Annotated in this window: 20 protein-coding genes; 6 read left to right on the top strand and 14 right to left on the bottom strand. The window is 67.8% G+C overall.

Annotation, left to right across the window (positions count from 1 at the left end):
• Positions 1 to 197: 197 nt before the first annotated feature.
• Positions 198 to 1,538 (bottom strand): 2-dehydropantoate 2-reductase, encoded by a 1,341-nt coding sequence (locus WMF36_RS41855; RefSeq protein ID WP_437576443.1) that lies wholly within the window; start codon positions 1,536 to 1,538, stop codon positions 198 to 200.
• Between the two features lie 760 nt (positions 1,539 to 2,298).
• Here WMF36_RS41855 and WMF36_RS41850 point away from each other — a divergent pair.
• The 3 genes from WMF36_RS41850 to WMF36_RS41840 are packed head-to-tail and all read left to right on the top strand — an operon-like array spanning position 2,299 to position 3,310.
• On the top strand, positions 2,299 to 2,463 hold the full coding sequence (locus WMF36_RS41850; protein WP_437576441.1) for a hypothetical protein: 165 nt from the start codon (positions 2,299 to 2,301) through the stop codon (positions 2,461 to 2,463).
• A complete protein-coding gene (locus WMF36_RS41845) occupies positions 2,460 to 3,020 on the top strand; it encodes an RNA polymerase sigma factor (protein ID WP_437576440.1) in 561 nt (186 codons plus the stop codon). Before WMF36_RS41850 ends, WMF36_RS41845 begins: the two co-directional genes overlap by 4 nt.
• Positions 3,017 to 3,310 (top strand): hypothetical protein, encoded by a 294-nt coding sequence (locus WMF36_RS41840; protein ID WP_437576439.1) that lies wholly within the window; start codon positions 3,017 to 3,019, stop codon positions 3,308 to 3,310. Before WMF36_RS41845 ends, WMF36_RS41840 begins: the two co-directional genes overlap by 4 nt.
• A 178-nt stretch (positions 3,311 to 3,488) precedes the next feature.
• On the opposite strand, the gene WMF36_RS41835 is transcribed toward WMF36_RS41840, so the two are convergent.
• The 3 genes from WMF36_RS41835 to WMF36_RS41825 form a co-directional block, all read right to left on the bottom strand.
• Complete coding sequence (locus WMF36_RS41835) at positions 3,489 to 4,121, bottom strand: hypothetical protein (RefSeq protein WP_437576438.1); 633 nt, start codon at positions 4,119 to 4,121, stop codon at positions 3,489 to 3,491.
• Positions 4,108 to 5,034, bottom strand: coding sequence for a hypothetical protein (locus tag WMF36_RS41830; RefSeq protein ID WP_437576437.1), 927 nt, complete (start codon positions 5,032 to 5,034; stop codon positions 4,108 to 4,110). Before WMF36_RS41830 ends, WMF36_RS41835 begins: the two co-directional genes overlap by 14 nt.
• A 135-nt stretch (positions 5,035 to 5,169) precedes the next feature.
• Entirely contained in the window at positions 5,170 to 6,270 is a 1,101-nt protein-coding gene (locus WMF36_RS41825) for an IS1 family transposase (protein ID WP_437576436.1), read from the bottom strand.
• Positions 6,271 to 6,562: 292 nt separating this feature from the next.
• Between WMF36_RS41825 and WMF36_RS41820 the strand changes: the two genes are divergently transcribed.
• Both WMF36_RS41820 and WMF36_RS41815 read left to right on the top strand, forming a co-directional pair.
• Positions 6,563 to 6,757 carry a hypothetical protein gene (locus WMF36_RS41820; RefSeq protein WP_437576435.1) on the top strand — a complete coding sequence of 65 codons (195 nt, stop codon included), beginning with the start codon at positions 6,563 to 6,565 and terminating at the stop codon, positions 6,755 to 6,757.
• On the top strand, positions 6,748 to 6,891 hold the full coding sequence (locus WMF36_RS41815) for a hypothetical protein (RefSeq protein WP_437576434.1): 144 nt from the start codon (positions 6,748 to 6,750) through the stop codon (positions 6,889 to 6,891). Before WMF36_RS41820 ends, WMF36_RS41815 begins: the two co-directional genes overlap by 10 nt.
• A gap of 125 nt (positions 6,892 to 7,016) precedes the next feature.
• Here the strand turns inward: WMF36_RS41815 and WMF36_RS41810 are convergent, their stop codons facing one another.
• The 10 genes from WMF36_RS41810 to WMF36_RS41765 form a co-directional block, all read right to left on the bottom strand.
• A complete protein-coding gene (locus WMF36_RS41810; protein ID WP_437576433.1) occupies positions 7,017 to 7,715 on the bottom strand; it encodes a hypothetical protein in 699 nt (232 codons plus the stop codon).
• 6 nt (positions 7,716 to 7,721) lie between these two features.
• A complete protein-coding gene (locus tag WMF36_RS41805; protein ID WP_437576432.1) occupies positions 7,722 to 8,192 on the bottom strand; it encodes a Panacea domain-containing protein in 471 nt (156 codons plus the stop codon).
• Positions 8,193 to 8,927: 735 nt separating this feature from the next.
• Positions 8,928 to 9,095, bottom strand: coding sequence for a hypothetical protein (locus WMF36_RS41800; RefSeq protein ID WP_437576431.1), 168 nt, complete (start codon positions 9,093 to 9,095; stop codon positions 8,928 to 8,930).
• A complete protein-coding gene (locus tag WMF36_RS41795; protein WP_437576429.1) occupies positions 9,092 to 10,198 on the bottom strand; it encodes an AAA family ATPase in 1,107 nt (368 codons plus the stop codon). The genes WMF36_RS41800 and WMF36_RS41795 overlap by 4 nt, the downstream gene beginning before the upstream one ends.
• A gap of 152 nt (positions 10,199 to 10,350) precedes the next feature.
• Positions 10,351 to 11,301: a diacylglycerol/lipid kinase family protein gene (locus WMF36_RS41790; RefSeq protein ID WP_437576427.1), complete on the bottom strand. Its 951-nt coding sequence runs from the start codon at positions 11,299 to 11,301 to the stop codon at positions 10,351 to 10,353.
• Positions 11,302 to 11,433: 132 nt separating this feature from the next.
• On the bottom strand, positions 11,434 to 11,790 hold the full coding sequence (locus WMF36_RS41785) for a hypothetical protein (protein ID WP_437576426.1): 357 nt from the start codon (positions 11,788 to 11,790) through the stop codon (positions 11,434 to 11,436).
• Between the two features lie 286 nt (positions 11,791 to 12,076).
• Entirely contained in the window at positions 12,077 to 13,090 is a 1,014-nt protein-coding gene (locus WMF36_RS41780; RefSeq protein WP_437576425.1) for a YihY/virulence factor BrkB family protein, read from the bottom strand.
• A 319-nt stretch (positions 13,091 to 13,409) separates the two neighbouring features.
• Complete coding sequence (locus WMF36_RS41775) at positions 13,410 to 14,129, bottom strand: MerR family transcriptional regulator (protein ID WP_437576424.1); 720 nt, start codon at positions 14,127 to 14,129, stop codon at positions 13,410 to 13,412.
• A 193-nt stretch (positions 14,130 to 14,322) separates the two neighbouring features.
• Positions 14,323 to 15,066, bottom strand: coding sequence for an SDR family NAD(P)-dependent oxidoreductase (locus WMF36_RS41770; protein ID WP_437576422.1), 744 nt, complete (start codon positions 15,064 to 15,066; stop codon positions 14,323 to 14,325).
• Positions 15,051 to 15,833, bottom strand: a complete 783-nt coding sequence (locus tag WMF36_RS41765; RefSeq protein WP_437576420.1) for a 2OG-Fe(II) oxygenase — start codon at positions 15,831 to 15,833, stop codon at positions 15,051 to 15,053. Before WMF36_RS41765 ends, WMF36_RS41770 begins: the two co-directional genes overlap by 16 nt.
• A gap of 89 nt (positions 15,834 to 15,922) precedes the next feature.
• On the opposite strand from WMF36_RS41765, the gene WMF36_RS41760 reads away from it, so the two are divergent.
• Complete coding sequence (locus WMF36_RS41760) at positions 15,923 to 16,645, top strand: hypothetical protein (RefSeq protein ID WP_437576419.1); 723 nt, start codon at positions 15,923 to 15,925, stop codon at positions 16,643 to 16,645.
• Positions 16,646 to 16,663: the final 18 nt, after the last annotated feature.

The raw sequence follows: 16,663 nt of genomic DNA, 5'->3' as shown, positions 1-16,663 counted from the left end.
TCGTGGGACCTTCTCGAGATCCACAGGAAGAGACGCCCGATGCTACCCAACTTCGACGCGCCGGCGCGACAAAGAGATCGCGCCGCGACGACGCGGAGAGCGCGATCCGCGACGACGCAAAGAACGCCGGGACAAGTGTTGGTGTCCCCCGGTGTCCTTTTGTTTTTCCGTCCCTGCCGGCCGCTCCACGTTCGACGCTACGTGCCCTCGCGATCGCTCTGGGCGTCCGTCGCCGCCACGGACGGCTCGTCCGGCGCGACCGCCTGGACGTCCGTCGCCGCCACAGACGGCTCGCCCGGCGCCGCCGCCTGGACGTCCGCTGCCGCCACAAACGGCTCATCCGATGCGGCCGTCTGGGCGCTTGCTGCCACCATGGACGGCTCGTGCGGCGCGTCCGCGGGCGGGGGCCGCATGGACGACGACGGCGCGCCCACGAGCTCGCGCGTCCGGTCGAACAGCGCGCGCAGCTGAGCGAGGCCCGGCTTGCGCTTGCGCGCCGCGATCGCGAGCACCTCCTCGCGGACCGCGGCGTTGATCGGCGTCGCGATGTCGAGCGCCGCGCCGCGCTCGACGACCTCGCCGTTCAGGAAGTCGACAGCGGGCGGGCGGCCGCGCTCGATGGCGGCGAGCATCGACGAGCGCATGCGGCGGTAGCGCGCGCCGACCGCGAGGAGCAGCGCGTGCTTCGCGAACAGGCCCGGCGAGCCCGCCGCGGTGCGCTCGGCGTCCGTGAGCGCGATCCAGTCGAGGTCGATCGTCCCCGCCACCTTCTCGAGGCGCACGCCGATCGCGCGCGAGACCTGCACGGTCTCGGTCATGATCTCCAGCGCGAGGCGGCGGACGAAGCGGTGCCTGAGGAGTGCGCCGAGGCGATCGCCGCCGACGGTGCCGAGCGACGAGATGGCGCAGTTGATGGCGAGCTTCGACCAGCGCGCGCCGGCGAGGTTGTCGGTGACGGTCGTCGCGCCGATCGCCTCGAGGATCCGCGCGAGCTCGTGGAGGCGCGCGTCGCCCGCGCCGTCGAGCCGGCCGAGGACGAAGCCGCCGCTCGAGGTGCGGTCGTACACGCCGGGCTCCACCATCGAGGCGCCCCACGCGACGATGCCCCCGAAGGTGCGCTCCGGGCCGGCGATGCGGGCGACGCGCTCCTCGCAGAGGCCGTTCTGGAGGCAGATCATCGCGCCCGTCGGGGCGAGGTGCGCGACAACGCTGCGCGCCGCCTCCTCGACCTGCGGCGGCTGCGTCGCGAGGAGGACGTAGTCGAAGGGGCGGGTGTCCGGGCCGAGCTCGCGCACCGCGCGGCCGCGGACCGTGCCCGGGCTCGCCTCGCCGCGCACCCGGAAGCCGCCGGCGTTGATGGCGTCCGCGATGAGGGGGTTCGTCGTGAAGGCGGTGACGTCGTGGCCCTGCTCGTAGAGATGCGCGGCGACGATGCCGCCGATCCCTCCGCAGCCGACGACCAGCAGGCGGGGAGCAGAGGAAGCGCGGGCAGCGGACGAGCTCGGCGCAAGCTCGCCGGGTGAATCGATGAAGCTCATGAGAGATCCCTTACCACCGCTGCGGCGCGGGCTCGACGGGCTCGAGGGGAGCGGCATGGGGGGACAGTGGGGTTGGACACACGGGAGAGCGACCGCGGGGAGGTGGCTCCGCAGGAGAGCGATGACGGGGTGCGTCGAACGAGTCGGCTCGTCCCGCGACCACAACGCGTCCTGGTCCATGGCGAGCCGGCTCGTCCCGCGACCACAACGCGTCCTGGTCCATGGCGAGCCGGCTCGCCCCGCGACCACAACGCGTCCTGGTCCATGGCGAGCCGGCTCGTCCCGCGACCACAACGCGTCCTGGTCCATGGCGAGCCGGCTCGTCCCGCGACCACAACGCGTCCTGGTCCATGGCGAGCCGGCTCGCCCGCGACCACAACGCGTCCCGGTCCATGGCGAGCCGGCTGGTGATGGCCCAGATACCACCTCTCCTCACGCATAGTGGCCCATACCCAACAATGTAGTGGCCCAGATATCGATATCTGTTGTGACCGCGTAGTTGGTCCGTAGGCTTGCAAGCAAGAGCTGCCCGCGGGTGTGCAACCACCCCGGGCAGCGTGGTCCGACCCCGAACGAAGCGGAGCCGAACGTCATGCTTGTAGCTGTACCGCCACCCCGCGGGCAAGGCGAAGGTGCGCCCGCGCGCCGCCGCCGATCCATCCCCTGCCTCTCCCTCACCCCGACCCAGCGCAAGCGCCTCCGTGCCGCGCTGCGCAACCTTCGCTCGGCGTACGGCAGTTGGTCATGCGTCGCCGAAGTGATGGGCCTGTCCGTCGTCGCGGTCGAGAGCATCGCGAACGGGCGGGCCCCTGGCTCCCCTGCGACCGCGCAGCGCGCCGCGAAGGCGGCCGGCGTCACCGTGGAGCAGCTGCTCGGCGGGCTCGTCGCAGCTGACCGCTGCCCCACGTGCGGGAGGAGCGGGTGAGGCGCCCGCGGAAGGGGGCGCAGAGCCCGCCTGCCGCACGACATCCCAGGAAGAAGCCGACGATGCAGGCGATCCTTGCAGAGCGCGGCATCGTGCGCGCGACGCTCGCCGGCATCCCGACGCGCGACCGCGCGGACGTGGAGCAAGCGGTGATCATGGGTGCCTGGAGGGCTGTGAAGGGTGGACGCTATCGACCGGACCCCCGGGTCGAACCGCGTGCGGCCATGCGCGCCTGGCTGCATGGAATCGCCTGGCGGCAGGCCGCGAAGTACTTCGCGAGCGCGTGGGTTCGTCACACGGTCCTCCATGCGCAGCCGCTCGGGTTGCTCCGCGAGCCCATGGGACCGAGCCTGGAAGCGCAACTCCAGGCGCGCGAGGTGCTGGCGGCGCTTGCAGAGCTGCCGTCGTGGCAGGTCGAGGCGTTGCTCATCGTCGACGCGCCCGAGACGCTGGCGGAGTACGCCCGGCAGCACGGGCTCAACCCGCACACCGCGGCCAGCCGCCTCCGCATCGCCCGGGAAGCGCTCGCCCTACGGCTGAAGAGGTGGCGCCGATGAGCGACCGAGCCAAGCGGAGACGCGCCCGCAAGAAGCTGCCGAAGCCGCCCACCCCGATCCTGACGGACGTCGTGCTGACCGAGGCCGACTTGAGCGCCGTCGCAGAGGCCGCGCTGGCGCTCCTCCCGTTCCCCGTCCGCCCCTGGAACCGAGAGAAGCTCTGGACCGCCGTGCTCGACGCCCAGATCAACGCGAAGACCCGCGTCGACAGGGAGCTCGTCGCCGAGGCGCGCGGCGCGTTACAGGTGCTCGACGCCATCGAGCGGTTCTTCGTCCGGCGCGACGAGTAGGCGCGCGTCCGGCGAGGCGCTGCGCGAGATCGACGTCATGGCAACGGCGGCGGAGGACGGCGGGTAGCCTGCCAGCTAGCGATTCATTCAGTGGCAAAAGCGCAGCCGTATGCGCGGGTAGTCAGCCCGGCCCGCTAGGGCCATCGGCGCCCTCGCCGTCTTCGACGCGAGCCAACGTTCACTTGTTCTTCTCGGCCAGCTTCCTGGTATCGTCCACCTGAGTCCCGGCAAGCAGGCGCTCTTGCCGCTTTAGCTCGAATTGCCCAAGTAGCTTCATCTGCACCGCACCAACAACCTGCCAACACTCCCGTACCGTGATACACGAGAAGCAGAAGAGCGCCGCGCGGCCAGCCATCCTGAGCCACCACGGAAGCCACGTCACCAGCTGGTTGTTGAAGATACCAGCCGCAGCTAGCGCCCATGCCGTTGTGCACGCCAATATTACCAGCACTGCGGCTTGATACTGGAACACCCATATCCTGAATAGGGTCGCTCTGCCGTCATCGCCAGCGCCGACACGCTGTAGCTCAGGGGTCTGCAACAGAGCGCTCGCGTTCCCAGACCAAGCAACCGCGAGTCCTACCAGGATTGCGGTAAATGGCACACTAGCCGGCACAGCTATATCAGAAAGTTTGCCGGTTGTTGCGTAGGCCAGTGCGGCACCGGCCACGACGTGGATGACAAGCCAACGATCGATAAACGAAGCGGCTCCAGCCCTCCAGAACCACGGCCAAAAACCGTTTCGGGCTTGCAGCTCCGCATGGCGCTGCTGGATGCGCAGCTCGCGCGATAGCCTACTATCGCTCGTCATTGCCTCTGCCAACCTTGACGATTATATGTTCCTGCTCAGCAGCCGCCTTGACCTGCTTCAAGGAAGCCCCGCCTGACTTGACGTTCTGATACACCATTCTCGCGATGCCCAGGATGGTTCTACCATTCTCGATCGCATTGTCAATGCGCTGGCCCAATGAAATGTGCTCGTCAGACATGGCATGCCGGACAGCCTTGGACTTTGGACCATCTTTAATTGTGGCCTGGGCGTCCCGGCCGGTGGCAGCGGCTTCACTTACTGCCGTCTCCATGGTCGCGCTCGGCACCATCTCGCCCTTCCACTTGATCTCGGCTTCGCGGCCGCCCATATCTTCCAGAGACTCCGCAACGCTCCTATAGAATTTGGGCGCATCCCACGGATTGGGCCGACGAGTGGTAACCGACAGGTTGGTGACCCTGTAGGCTGAGCGCAGCTTGTTCAGAAACGAACCGGGCTCTTTGAGCGGAGCCACTTCAAATTCTGCACCGTACAACTTAGCGACATCGGTGTGATTGAACGCGGCAGCCAAACTGTTGCCCAATGCCCTTACGCTAGATGTAATCTGCGACTTGTATCCTATGGCACACACCTGAAAGTGCACGTCGATGAAAACGTGGGTGTTCAGTACGGTTGTATCCTCCCGGTCGTAAAAGCGCCCGGCGGAATCCATATCCGTTATTACGACCTTGGCAGCTCGGCCTAGTCGCTGGTAGTATCCGTCCTTGTCTACGGCAGATGCCTTGGACAGGAACCACCTGTACTCCTCTGTGGGCGACGACGCTGGTTCAGACTCTATTGCCATGCGCAGCAAGTCGCGCCTGTCGATGTCTGCGATGCGACCGAACAGGTCGAGCTGCCCCGAGGGGTGCACTGTTATTCTGTACAGGTAAAAATTCAGATATTCGTCGCTCACCGCTGTGCCTCGCCGCCTTTTACTGAACGTACGCTAGCTGCCAGCCTGGCAGAGTAACAGGTCGCACCGCCGCTCTGGCAAGTGACGAGGGGCGATGGCTGCCGCCAGAGCGGATGCATTCGCCAGTTGCGAGGCCTACTCGGGGGCATCGAACAGGCTCAACTGCATCATGCGCCTCGGCCCTGGCGCGGGCGGCGGCTCTGACGGCGGGGGCTCTGGCTCCGGAGGGGCCGCGACGAGCGCCACGGGAGGCAGCTGCGTGGCGGTGGGCGCCGACGGGCCGGACCCGCCCGAGACGAGGCGGAGCCACCCCCGGCCCCCTGGGAGCTCGCGAGCGGGCGCAGGCTCCTCGCCGGGACGCGCCTGCAACTTGAGTGGCTGCGGGACGGGCGGCGCCGTCTCCTCCTCGGCGAGAGCCGCGGTGACGAGCTCGGCGAGGGTCCACGGGCGTTCGGCCAGGCCCGCTGCGACGGCCGGGGTGGTGCCGAGCGTCCCATGCGCGCGGACCCAGTTGTAGGAGGCGATCCCCAGGCCGATCGCGGCGCGGTGTCCGCGAATCGTCTTCGAGAACGCCAAGCACAGCCGGCGCGTGCGGCCGACCGTGTGGCGCGTCTGGAGATTGAAGCGCTCGATAAAAGATGTCGATATTAGCTCATTTTTTGGCGCACCGAAGATCGGTGTTTTGGTCATGAACGGGTCGCGCGGCGGCTCGTACCGATGATCGGGTGAGCGCTGCGCCCCGCCGCGGTAGTTCTTCACGCATTGGCCGTAGTCCGCCGAGCCGCGGAAGTTTGCGAACATCGCCTCGATGTACGGCTGCCAGCCGTCGCTCGTGACGTGCGGGACGACCGTGAGCCGCGCGCGAAGGTCTTTGACGAACGTTTCGGTGTTCTCGCCGTCGCGCTTGCCGACGTGGTAGGAGATCGCCAGCTTCGTATTCGCGTCCAGCGCGACGTAGAGGTACGCGTCGCCGTGCTCGGCGGCGTCCTTGGCGGTCACGCGGGCCTGCTTTTTCTGCACATAGCTCCACATCTCATCCATCTGGATCACATGCGCCGCCAGGTTGCGCACCTTGCGGCTGTGGAGCCGGATGCAGCCCTCGCCGAGGCGCAGGGCGAAGTCCAGCACGGTCCCACGCGCCACCTCGACCATGCGGGCGGTGGCGCGCAGGGAGTTGCCTTCTACCAGGGCGGACGCGATGCGAACGCGCGTCTCCAGCGGGAGCGGTGCGGGCATGACGGGCCTTGCCTCTCTCCCCGGGCCGGCCCATGCTCGCGGTGCGACGCGCGCTCTGTGGGCCACCACAGGGTGTGTTGCAGCCCCGCTCTCAGGTGCGAACTGAGGGCGGGGCGCTTTGCTAAGTACCCTGGAAAGATAGCACCGAACGCCTATGTTTCTCGGCGTTTCCGTGTGGCTCGGACGCGCGATGTCCTAGCCCGCATGCGCGATTACAGCCTGTTTGACGGATCTTTCTCGCCGTCGGTCGCGAGCGCCAGCGGTCCGCGCGGTGCGCGTGGTAGGGTCGCGCATGCGCGTGCGGCTCATCCTGGAGAACGGCGGCAACGTCATCACCAAGCGCGTGGAACTCCCGGAGGCGCCCGCCGTGGCCACGATCGTCATGGCGGAGCGCGAGCGGCGCGTGGTGAGCGGGAGGTCCACGCCGAGCGCGCGGAGGCGGACGTCTACCTCCGCGAGGACGCGGACGACCCGAAGGTGCAGGTGATCCCAGAGGCGCACCTTGCCCACATCGAGTTCATGAAGCGGTACGGGTGGGACGTGGAGGAGGCCGCGCTGATGGCGTGGCTGCGGGACCGGATCGACCGGCAGGACGACGGCGAGCCGGTCGGCTTGGACTGAGGGTCAAGCGGTCGGCGGGCTGTCTGCCCTAACTAGGGCACCACCGAAGAGGTGGCGCTGCGGCGCGTGACCGACGGAGCGGAACGGCAGGCGAAGCAACTGCCACTAAGCGATCGCGGCGCGCGTCACCTCTGTGACGCACGCTTACGCTTGGTCTTGTATACCTCGTGGTCCCGATCCCACCACACAACGTTGAACACATTGCTGTCTCTGTACCCAAATAAACGTCCCAGCTTGGATATGTCCAACTGGTACCACTGTTCTTGGTCATCGAGACAAAGGTACCGCAGCCTGTCCCTAGAAGGCTCCTCCCATTTGCTCCAGTCTTCCCATCGGTGATTTTGCTCAGAAACCCTGTCGAGCTGGCTCCACGTGAAAGACTCGTATATTTTGAGCCTGCTGATGATATGCAGTATAGCTTCTGACTGCTCTTCATTGAGCCACTTTTTGGGGTGGTCCAGATCAAAGCATCCAACTCGCCACACGATCTTCTGGCTGCGCCACGCGTCGGCCGACGCGTCGAGCATTGGCACAGCTGGATCTGTGTCTATTGTCTGTGGTCGGAAGAACGCCGGCGCAGAGGCAAACTCGTTCTTAAAGGTCGCCAGTTCGCTGTCGATTGCTGCAAGTTCGCTTTCGCATTCGCGCTTAAGCGCCTCATCATCAAGATCAAGGCAGTCATTCACCCCATCGCATCGGCTCTTCAGAAATCCGAGCCACTCGGCGGTAGCGGCAACGTTGGCGAGCTCTGCCTGACGTCCGGTCGACGACGCAAGAAACGACGCAATAGTGGCGCTAATGCGCCTCGCTTTGTCGCGAATCATCAGGCACTAGCCGCGTTCGCGCTGTGCGCGTTCACGCTGCTGTCGCGCAAAAGCTGTGTAATAGTCCACTATCTCCGTCGGGTCGATCGTCTTATCCCCTCGCTCGGTTGGACCAAGGCCCTTGCGGGCGTTGATCCATGGCGGCTCAGAGTGGGTCAACTCGCTGAGTTGCTCAGCGGTCCTATCCCCGTAGTGGGCCAGCACCACGTCGACGGATCGTCTCTCGCTGGCGTCCAGAGCGTCGACGTTCCCCAGTAGATCTCCGGCAGATAGCGTGTATCGGCCACGATGGGAAATATACAGCGACTTGATCACGGGTCCGGCCGCCCACGCCTGGATCTCGTCATCAAAAAGAGTCTTGTCCGCGCGCACCATGTGCCACGCCTGCGCGTAATACACCAACTTCTGCAACTTCATGGCCGTCATCTGGCCGCGCTGTTGGAGGATGTACGCTGCCACATCGTGTGCGGTTGCCATGGTCGTGCTCGCTCGCCGTGCACCTGGTAGGTGCAAGGTGCATCGTGCTTGCCTGCGGTCAGATGTCAACGCCATGCCCAGAGCCGCGCGCAGGATCGGCAAGAGGAAAACGCGTAGCGCGGTTCGCATCATCGGGGTAACTTAAGTCTGGTCGCGCGTTCAGTAAGTGCCTGGAAATGTCCTAGCACTTCGCCCCAGGCGTGAGACTTCTGCGGATTCTGAGAATCCGCGTGTTCCAGGCGCCAGACATGCCCCCGCGGGCACGTGGGATGCATGGAGTCTACGCGAACGCGTACATTGGCACACATAAAACTACGCGCTCGCGTAGACTGTACTGAACGCTTGACGATCCGGCGCCGTTGAGCATGGCTTACAGACGGGCGGGCCCATCTGGGATGCCGCGGCATATGGACCAGGTTCGCCGTCAAGTCCGCCCGGGGCCCGGCGCCTAAATTGAGTGTCACCGACATACCCGATGGTTCGACCAGGGTACGTCGCCGGTTGCGTCGGAAACGTGCGCCGGTCCGAGATCTAGCAAACGCTATCCACGGCCCGCGCTCGCCGGCACGGCGGAGCCGGCTCGACGTGAGCCCGGGCACATGGCCGAGCCAAGTGGCCCAAACGTCGGTTTCGAGTGGCCCAGACCCGGGATTTGCGAGGCTATTCGGGCCACCACCAGCCGGCTCGCCCGCGACCACAACGCGTCCTGGTGCGCGCCGATGCATCTTCGCGGAACTACCTGATTTTTTCGAGCAACGTGAGCCAGTTCACCGGCGCGCGCTCAGCTCGCGCCGGGTCGGCGACGTTGGCCGCGCGAAGGAGCGCGGGGAGCCGGTGGCGGAGCCATGCCTGGTATACCTTCGGCTCGGTCTCGGCGCCCTCGACGAGCAGGACGAGGTTCATCCCTGGACCCCGTGCTCGTACTCCGGGAGGTTGATGAGGCGCGTGAAGCGATCCAGGTGCGAGCGCTCCTCTGCCATCGCCGGGATCGTGTCGGCGTCCAGGACCCGCACGCGACTGCCCTTCCGGGTGACGATCTTCCAGTGGCTCGGCGGGATCTGCTCGATGATATAGGGGTGATGGCTCGTGAGGATGAGCTGGAGGTCCGGCGCCCGGCTCAGGAGGAAGCGTGTCACGGCAGGGAGGCAGTTGACGCCGAGGCTCGACTCCAGCTCGTCGACGAGCACCACCGTGCCGGGGGGAGCGAACGAGAGGTGGACGAGGAAGGAGAGATACCGTTGCATGCCGGAGGACATGTCAGCGAAGGCGATCCATTCGTCGACGCCGGACTCCTTCACCGCCAGAGTGATGAAGCTCATGCCCTCTCTTGTCAATTTGGGGTAGTGGCGTCGATGAACTTTGAGCTCCTCGATCGTGGGAAACGCTTCCTGGAACGCTTCCTCGATCTCGGCGAACGCTTCGGGGAACCACTCCTGGAGAAGCTCCGCCTTGCCATGCAGCGGCAGAGAAAAATCTGCGCCGATGTCGGCGGCGGATTGATAGTTTCGCCTCTGATCCTCGATAGAGCCAAGTCGAAATCCTTCAGGCGGCAACGCCTCGAGGGCCCTAAAGATACAGCGCGAGAACGCCGCGTAGAGCGGCTCCATCGCGGGGTCCTCCTTCAGGATGGCGATCGCGCTCTTCGCCCGATCCAGCTTCGGGATTGGGTGTTTATTCAGAAGAAAGCGCTCAGGCGTGCGATCCACGAGCGACCTCTCTCCCTGGTGAATGCACTCGGCCCGGATGAGCGGAGGCTCCACCGCGTGCAGCGCGCCCTGTTCTTCTGACCCTCGCCCCACGCGCGGCTCCAGCTCGGCCTCCCAGCGGTACGTGAGCCCGTCGTGCTCGAAGCCGATCGCGAAGCTGGCTCCGCGGATCGCATCGACTGCCCCATCCACTTCCTTCTCTCCGAGCGCGACGGCGCGGACCTGCTCGATCGCCCGCACGATCCGCGTCTTCCCCGCCCCGGACACGCCGACCAGCAGGTTGAACGCCTCGAGCGCCATCGGCTCGAGCGTCCAGCCACGCTCAGCGCTCTGAAACTCGAAGGTCAGGACCTTTATACGGCGGCCAGCCTACGCGCCCGCCCCATGTCGGCCAACCGGCCGGCCCTGCCGGGCTCGCCGCGGCTGCGCCCTCTCCCCCTCGCCGCCCTCCCTCAGTCCGCCGGTGCCAGCACCTCGATCGCCTTCGGCTCGATCGTGACCGTGAGCGGCAGCCGCCCGAGCGGCTCGCCGTCCACGTCGAGCAGGAACGCCTGCTCGACGTCGCGGTTCAGGAGCGTGAGCTCGATGCGATCGCACTGGAAGTGGCGGACGTCCGGGTGGCGGATGTGCGCGCCCGTGTACATGCCGGCCGATACGGCCGCGAAGCGGACGAGGGGCGCGCCGCCCAGGTCGATGACGTCGAACACGCCGTCGTCGGCCCGCGCCATCGGCGCGATCTGCATGCCCGCGCCGAAGAACCGGCCGTTGCAGATGCCCACCGTGCGCGTCGTGAGCTCCATCTCGCGCCGCTCCCCGCGCAGCGTCGCCACGCAGCGCACCCGGCCGACGCGGCTGCGGACGAGGCCGCGGAGCGAGGCCATCGAGTACGCGAGCGAGTTGCCGAGCACCCGCGTCGTCTCGCTGACGATCTGATCCACGAGCCCGCTCATCCCCGCGGAGAGCACGTTGACGAAGAACGCCTCGGCTCGCCGGCCGTCGTGCGTCTCGTACGAGAAGCGGCCCACATCCATGGGGCGCGCGGCGCCGCTCGCGATCGCCGTGCAGTAGCGGTCGAGCCGGTGGTTCAGCTTCAGCGTCCTGCAGAGATCGCCGCCCGTGCCCGCGCCGATGATCCCGAGCCGGGTGCCGGCGGCGCCCAGGTCCTTCGCCTGCATGAGGCCGTTCACCACCTCGCTGACGCTGCCGTCCCCGCCGACCGCCACGACCGTCTCGCGCCCGTCGAGCGCGGCCTCGCGCGCGAGGTCGACGGCGTGGCGCGGGCGCTCGGTGCGCACGATGTCGACCTCGCCGAGGATGCGCCGGATGGGCGTCTGCATCCCGTCGAAGAGCTTGCCCGTCTTTCCGCCGCTGGACTGCGGATTCACGATGAGGAGGGGGCGCATGCGGGCCCCGATGCTAGATGCCGCAGGCCGCCCGGCGCGAGGTGTTTTTGTGGAGCTGCGCGCGCGCCCCCCGCCGGCGGGCAACGCCGCGCGCGATCTCCGCCGTGGCGCCCCGCGGGGGCTCGCCCCGGATCACGGCTGCTTCGTGCAACCGCAGCCGCAATCGTCGCTGAAGTAGGTCCAGCCCGGCTCGCAGACGAAGCGCATCCGGGCGCAGTGGTCCGGGCTCTGCCCCACATACTTGAGGAGCGGGCCGTCGGTGCAGCCCTGCTGGCTGCCCGTGCCCGGCGCGCCCCCGGCGCCGACCGGATCGCTGCCCCCTGGGTCGACCTCCGGGTCCTGCGCGCCGACGGCCTCCGCGCCCCTGCCGGTTTCGGCCGGCGGAGGCGTCATGGGCGCGCCGCTCGGGGTGCTCTGGCAGCCTGCGGCGAGCGAGCCGATCGACACGAACACGAACAGCGATGTGGAAGCGATGATTCTATGCGGCATGCAGGAGGCTCCGGTGAACAGGGGAGACCCGCAGGGCGGGCCCTGGCGGCCGCGACGGCGGCAGCCGAGATGAAGTGGCAGATGCCGTGACAGCCTAGAACACCAATCATGTTGAAACCCGGAGAAATTTCACAGGGAGGCGGGGAGGCGGGGAGGAAGAAAAAAAAGAATCTCTTCCTCTCGCCGTCTCTCGCTCCCCGCCTCCCCGCCTCCCTGTGAAATTTCTGCTTTTTTTCGGGGTTTCAACCCGTTTGTCGCTCTAGGTGCAGAGGAGACGCGGCGTCGACTACGCCCTCCCCCCATGGAGCTCCGAGCGGCCCGAGCGGACGGGGTGGGGGAGCGCGGCGTCGCCGCCAGCGCCCGTGTCGTGCGGGGGACGGCCGGCGCTGGCCGGGAGCGCGGTCCCCTGGCACGCCTCCTTCGCGGCCTTGGGCACGTCCGCCCCCGTGTCGCTGGCCTCCTTGGCGCCGGTGCGCTTCCCGTCCGGCGAGCGGTGCTCGATGATGGCGTTGATCTCGGCCCCGAGGAGCACCGCCATCGAGGAGATCCACATCCACATGAGGAGGATGATGACGCCGCCGAGCGCGCCGTAGCTCACCTCGTAGCTGCCGAACCGGCTGACATAGAAGGAGAAGCCCAGGGAGGCGATGGCCCAGATCAGGACCGCCACGACCGACCCGGGCGTGATGAACTTGAACTTCTGCTCGACGTCGGGGAGCACGTAATAGAGCGTCGCCAGGACGGCCATCACGATGAGCGCCGAGACCGGCACGCGCAGCCAGAGGATCGGCGTCGCGAGGGGGCCGAGGTGCGCGGTGACCGCCGGCGTGGCCACCGCGATCGCCGAGGCGACGGTCAGCAGGACGGCGCCGCCGAGCGTGACCAGGAGGGCAATCCCGCGGCGCCTGAAGAACGACCGGCTGTCCTCGACCCCGTAGGCGGAGTTGAGCGCGTCCATGAGCGCGATCACGCCGCCCGAGGCCGCCCAGACCGCGCCGAGCGCGCCGACCGTCAGGAGCGCCGGGCTCTGCCCCTCGGTGAGCGCCTGGAGGCGCTCGCCCAGGATGCTGGCCACGGCGGGCGGGGCCATCTGGTAGAACTCGCGCATCAGCCGCGTGGACTCGGCGGGGTCGATGACCAGACCGGCGAGGGCGACAGCGAAGAGCAGGAACGGGAAGATCGAGAGAACGCCGAAGAAGGTCAGCGCAGCAGCGACGGTGTCGATCTTGTCCTTGACCCATTCCTGCTTGAGATCGTTCAGAAAATCCTTCCAGGGGATCTCTTTTCCGGGCAGGTACATGACGGACCTTCACTGCAGGGGCGCACGACGCGCCGTTGCGTTCTTCCTGGGCAGCATACGCCGGGGTGGCCGCCCGTGAGAGAGCAACGCGAGTGCCAGGCCGGGCGTGGGGGCAGGGGGACGGGGCAGGGGGACGGGGCAGGGGAGCTGCCGGCCCGCCCGCGCCCTCGCCCGGGAATACCGCCCGCGCCGGGCGCTTGCCGGCTCCTCCTCCAGGCGTGGCGCGAATTGCCACACGCGGCACAAAGGCCACATCACGGCGCGTGCGGCCTGGCGCCCCGCACGGCGCGCGTGCGGTCGCGACGCTCAGGCGGGCGATCTAGCGCATCGCCTTGCCGATGAACTCGTGCAGCTCCGGATCCATCCCGTGCTGGTCCCTCATCGCCGGCTCCTGCTGGCGCATCCGGTTGAGCGATCTCTCGATCTCGGGGTTCTTCCCTGTGAACGCGTCGATGAGAACCCGCATGCGCTTCACGATCTGCTGCACCGGCTCGCTCTTCGGCTCGGAGCCCTTCTGCATCTCCGCGCGCATGTCATCGTAGATCGTCTTCCACGCGCTCTCCGCCTCGCGCATCTTCTCCGGGCCGATCGCCTCCGCGCGCTGCTTGAGCTCCGCGAGCTGCTCTGGAGTGTAGTACTTCTCGATCATGGTCATCACCTCGATGGTTTGAAGGAGCTGCTCCACAGAGACGTCCTCTCCCGCGCGCAGCACGTGCGCCAGCCCCTCGAGCCGCGCGCAGAGCTTCTGCTCCAGCGCGATCTGCTCGCGCAGCCGCGACAGGTGCAGCTCGATGGTCTGCAGCGGTGAGAAGCCCGGCTTGTCCAGACACGCGGTGATCTGCTCCAGGCTGAAGCCGAGCTCGCGCAACGACTTGATCTGCTGGAGCCGGGCGACGTCGCCCGCCGAGTACATCCGGTGCCCCGACGCCGTGCGATGCGACGGGGAGAGCAGGCCGATCTCCTCGTAGTAGTGGAGCGTGCGGACGGAGAGGCCGGTCTGCCTGGCGAGATCGCCGACTTTCAACGGTGCTGAACGCATGGTGCTTCCCCTGTTTCCAGGGCGGGGGAGGACGTCCATGCCCCGGAGGCTAGGTCCTCACGTAGCGTGAGGATCAAGGCCCGGCCTCAACTTTTTGTCGCCCGAGCCGCGTGGCGCGCCGAGCCAGAACGAAAACGGTACACGACGTTCGCCCGTCGCGCTGCGTCAGGCCCAGGGGCCCTCGCCGGCGCGCTCATGGCGTCAGGCGTTCGCCGTTCTCGTCGATCACGAGCACCTTGCCGGTGACGTCGCTGCCGTCCAGCCTCGCGATCGAGGAGACCACGCGCTCTGTCGGGATCTGGCCCGGAAAGCTGGCCGGCGCGATCGCGTTGGCGCGCACGCCGAACGCCGAGAACTCGTCCGCCATGTGGCATGTGATGTAGTTGAGCGCCGCCTTGGAGGCGCTGTACATGCTCTGATCACTCCCGCCGTAGATGTGCACGCCAGAGGTGCTGGAGACGTTGACGACGTTGCGCGAGCGGGCGGCGTTCTCGTCGCGCCGATCGCGCCAGAAGCGCTCGGCCACGAGGGCCGCCAGGCGGACGGGGACCATCACGTTGAGCTCGAGCTGGGCGCGGAGCCGCTCTTTGAGGCGCTCTGCCTCGAGGAGCGGCCCCCAGAACGTCACGTCGGCGGCCGCGTTCACGAGCAGGTCGATCCTGCCGAAGCGGGCGAGCGCCAGCTCGACCACGCGGGCCGGCGCGCCGTCCTCCGAGAGATCCGCCTGGATCGCGAACACCGCGTCGCCGTTCTCCGGGACGCTCGCCGCCGGGCGCAGCGGGTCTCGCAGCCACTCGAGCTGAGACGGCACGTCCGGGTGCCTCGACCTGTAGACCGCCGCGATGTCGAAGCGGGCCGCGAGGCCGCGACAGAACGCCGACCCGAGCCTGCCGCCCGCGCCGGTGAGGAGACAGACTCGCTTCAACGGACCGGCCATGGCTCGATGCTCCGCGCGCCATGGCGCAGGACGGCGCGCTCCGCGGGGACGTGGATCCAGAGGATGACGCTGTTTCTCGGGCTCTTCTTGTTGCGCAGGAACGCGTGATAGGAGTACGGCGTGCACGCAAAGCAGAGGAGCGCGTTGTTGCTGGGCGGGACGGCCGCAGCCGGGCTCGATACGGGGCTCCGCGCGCTCGAGTAGAGGCCTGTCTCGCCGCCGTCGCCCGGAGACCACGGATCGTTCGCGAGGTAGAACAGCAGCGCGGCGGCGCGCACCGTCTCGCGAGGCAGGCCCGCGTGCCCGGCCGCGGCGCCATGCTGGTAATCGCAGAGCGCAGGGTCCGAGACGTTCACCCCGTCGGCCCGAGGGCGGTCGACGAACCAGCCGGGGTTCAGGTCGTTGTGGACCCATCCGTCGCCGCTGCCGACCGGGTGATGGTGGAGCGCGGCGTCCATGTCGAGCGTGGCCTCGACGTCCCAGAGCGCAGCGACCATGTCGTGCCACGCCCGGGAGACGAAGAGCGCGAGCGGGCCTGTCACGCTCGGTAACAGAGCCTTCACGTAAGCTCCATAGCCGGGCACGGTCCGCGCGAACCGCCCGTCGCCCGGCGTGTCCGAGAGCCCGGCGCGGAGCTCTGCGCGGAACGCCTCCTCGACGTCTCGGTAGACGTCCGGCGCGAGCACGTCCTCCCCGACAATGTGCGGGAAGGGATAGACGCGCTGGCGGAAGGTACGACCGCTGAGGATCTGCTCGAGGGGCGTCACGCGACCGACACCGACGTTACCATGCGGGGCGCGGAGCGTCGACACAGGAGGAGCCGGCGCGGGCCGCCGCGCTCGTGTACCATCGAGGCATGCGCGCGGTCCTCCGCAGCCTCACGGATCTCCTCGAGCGGGCGGAGATCATCGACCCTGAGACCTCGGTCCGCGGCCACATCGGCGACCAGCCGGTCACGTTCGAGATCAAGACAAAGAGCGTCGGGAGCATGACGCTCAAGTGGACAGAGGCTCACGTCCCCATCCACGCGGGGCTCGATCTGCTCCTCTCCGTCCGGCCCAGCACGCGCCGTGACGAGCGCGAGGTCGCGCGGGGGGTCGCCGTGGATCACCGGCTCGGTGAGCCGGCGTTCGACGCCGCCTTCATCGTCGAGGGCGCGCCGGAGCGACTGGTGCGCGAGATCGTGGACGAGGAGGTGCGGCGGGGTCTGCTCGCGCTCGGGCCGGATCACGTGTTCACGGGCCCCGGCGCGTTGACCATCCAGATGCCCGACTGGGTCGACGAGGCCGAGCGCGCCGCCCTCCTGGTGCGGACAGCGGCGCGGCTCGGCGCCTCCTGCGCGGAGATCGCGCGACGGCAGCTCGCCCATGTGGGCCGGGTGGACACCTCGGGTTACCGGGGAGAGGTCGCGCCGGGTACACGCGCGCGGGATCGGGAGGAGCTCGACGCGCTCCAGCGAACGATGGAGAGGCGCGACGAAGCGCGGCGGAGGGCGGCGCGCCGCCTCGCCGTGACCGTCATCGGCGCGGTCATCGCCGTCCTGACGCTCGTGATCGTCGCCGCGATCGCGTCGCGGTGAACGGCTGGGCCCAGGTCC

The organism is Sorangium sp. So ce887 (assembly GCF_051521455.1).
GTDB lineage: Bacteria > Myxococcota_A > Polyangia > Polyangiales > Polyangiaceae > Sorangium.
This window is presented reverse-complemented; position numbering and strand designations above follow the sequence as displayed.

Coding starts and splice junctions, on each gene's coding strand:
- WMF36_RS41825 (WP_437576436.1), bottom strand. CDS start 6,270: ATGCCCGCACCGCTCCCGCTGGAGACGCGCGTTCGCATCGCGTCCGCC.
- WMF36_RS41855 (WP_437576443.1), bottom strand. CDS start 1,538: ATGAGCTTCATCGATTCACCCGGCGAGCTTGCGCCGAGCTCGTCCGCT.
- WMF36_RS41775 (WP_437576424.1), bottom strand. CDS start 14,129: ATGCGTTCAGCACCGTTGAAAGTCGGCGATCTCGCCAGGCAGACCGGC.
- WMF36_RS41800 (WP_437576431.1), bottom strand. CDS start 9,095: ATGAACCTCGTCCTGCTCGTCGAGGGCGCCGAGACCGAGCCGAAGGTA.
- WMF36_RS41790 (WP_437576427.1), bottom strand. CDS start 11,301: ATGCGCCCCCTCCTCATCGTGAATCCGCAGTCCAGCGGCGGAAAGACG.
- WMF36_RS41805 (WP_437576432.1), bottom strand. CDS start 8,192: ATGGCAACCGCACACGATGTGGCAGCGTACATCCTCCAACAGCGCGGC.
- WMF36_RS41795 (WP_437576429.1), bottom strand. CDS start 10,198: ATGGCGCTCGAGGCGTTCAACCTGCTGGTCGGCGTGTCCGGGGCGGGG.
- WMF36_RS41835 (WP_437576438.1), bottom strand. CDS start 4,121: ATGACGAGCGATAGTAGGCTATCGCGCGAGCTGCGCATCCAGCAGCGC.
- WMF36_RS41785 (WP_437576426.1), bottom strand. CDS start 11,790: ATGCCGCATAGAATCATCGCTTCCACATCGCTGTTCGTGTTCGTGTCG.
- WMF36_RS41850 (WP_437576441.1), top strand. CDS start 2,299: ATGGGCCTGTCCGTCGTCGCGGTCGAGAGCATCGCGAACGGGCGGGCC.
- WMF36_RS41810 (WP_437576433.1), bottom strand. CDS start 7,715: ATGATTCGCGACAAAGCGAGGCGCATTAGCGCCACTATTGCGTCGTTT.
- WMF36_RS41820 (WP_437576435.1), top strand. CDS start 6,563: ATGCGCGTGCGGCTCATCCTGGAGAACGGCGGCAACGTCATCACCAAG.
- WMF36_RS41770 (WP_437576422.1), bottom strand. CDS start 15,066: ATGGCCGGTCCGTTGAAGCGAGTCTGTCTCCTCACCGGCGCGGGCGGC.
- WMF36_RS41780 (WP_437576425.1), bottom strand. CDS start 13,090: ATGTACCTGCCCGGAAAAGAGATCCCCTGGAAGGATTTTCTGAACGAT.
- WMF36_RS41760 (WP_437576419.1), top strand. CDS start 15,923: ATGCGCGCGGTCCTCCGCAGCCTCACGGATCTCCTCGAGCGGGCGGAG.
- WMF36_RS41840 (WP_437576439.1), top strand. CDS start 3,017: ATGAGCGACCGAGCCAAGCGGAGACGCGCCCGCAAGAAGCTGCCGAAG.